Annotated in this window: 1 protein-coding gene and 1 pseudogene; both read right to left on the reverse strand. The window is 65.6% G+C overall.

Annotated elements, in window-relative coordinates; genetic code table 11:
• On the reverse strand, positions 1–570 hold a 570-nt coding region (locus MOV75_RS38625; RefSeq protein ID WP_247008078.1), incomplete at its 3' end, for a thiamine pyrophosphate-binding protein.
• A 115-nt stretch (positions 571–685) separates the two neighbouring features.
• Positions 686–1174, reverse strand: a pseudogene (locus MOV75_RS38630) (protein dehydratase); the annotation flags it as partial.
• Between the last annotated feature and the right edge of the window lie 98 nt (positions 1175–1272).

A 1272-nucleotide genomic window follows, 5' to 3' on the forward strand; every position in this document is an offset into this window, starting at 1 on the left:
GCCGATCTCGCGGCTGACCTTGCGCGCTTCCACCGGCGCCGTCGCATGGCCCCAGTCGTCGATCGGGATCGACACGAAGGTCGGTCCGCACGGCGGCTGCATCGCGGTGTAATAGGCCCGCGCGATCGCGGCCGGTACGTCTTCGGGCCGCGCCGGCTCGACGCTGTATTTGACGTAAGGTCGTGGGAATTCCGAGGCGCGTTCGGCATAGAGGAACGCCTGCAGCGGCAGGATCGAGCGCGCCTGCTGGCCTGCGGTGATCACCAGCGGGGTCTGGTTGCGATGCGCGGTATAGATGTTGCCGAGCGCGTTGCCGACGCCGGCGGCCGAATGCAGATTGACGAAGCCGGCATTACGCGTGGCCTGCGCGTAGCCGTCAGCCATGCCGACGGCGGAGGCCTCCTGCAGCGCCAGCACATAGTCAATGTCGTCCGGCCAGTCGCTCAGGAACGGCAGCTCGGTCGAGCCGGGATTGCCGAACACCCTGTCGATGCCGAAGGCGCGCAGCAGGTCGAGGGTCGCCTGCTTCACGGTGACGGATCTGCTGCCGGTCTTGCCGTTCTTGGCCATGGTTTCCGTCCCCGAATGCTTTTATTGAGCCGTCATTCCGGGGCGCGAAGCGAACCCGGAATCTCGAGATTCCGGGCTCGATGCTTCGCGTCGTCCCGGAATGACGGTGTATCTATCACCACACCGCCGTGCCCTTCATCGTCGGCTGGCCCTCTGCGTTCGCGGTCCACAGCTCCATGCCGGCCTCGGTCTCGTTGGCGTTGATGGAGAACTCCGTGCCCTCGAACAGCGGTTGCATCCCGCGATAGGTGAACTTCTTCGGCGCCTTGCCGCCATGGAGCTTCGCCGCCATCTCGATGATGAATGCCGCCTGAAGCGGCCCGTGGAAGATCAGGCCCGGATAGCCCTCGACCTTGGTGACGTAGTCGCGATCGTAGTGGATGCGGTGGCCGTTGAAGGTCAGCGCGGAATAACGGAACAGCAGCACGGGATCGGAGACATGGGTCTCGCGGTGCTGCGCCTTCGGCGGCGGAGGCGGGGCCTTGGCGCCGGCGGGCGCGCTGCTCGTCATCTCGCGATAGACGATGTCCTGCCGCTCACGGATGGCAACGCCGCGCGGAGAGGAGATGCTGTGCTCGACCGAGACGAAGCACAGCGTCCCGGTTCGGCGGCGTTATGCCTTCAGGATGCTGAAGGGCGGCGCGCAAGTCAGTGGTCAAGCGAGAAAGGCGGAGAGACGTGCACCTCGTCCGAGGTTGCACG

Origin of the sequence: Bradyrhizobium sp. PRIMUS42 (assembly GCF_023006515.1) — a bacterium.
GTDB lineage: Bacteria > Pseudomonadota > Alphaproteobacteria > Rhizobiales > Xanthobacteraceae > Bradyrhizobium.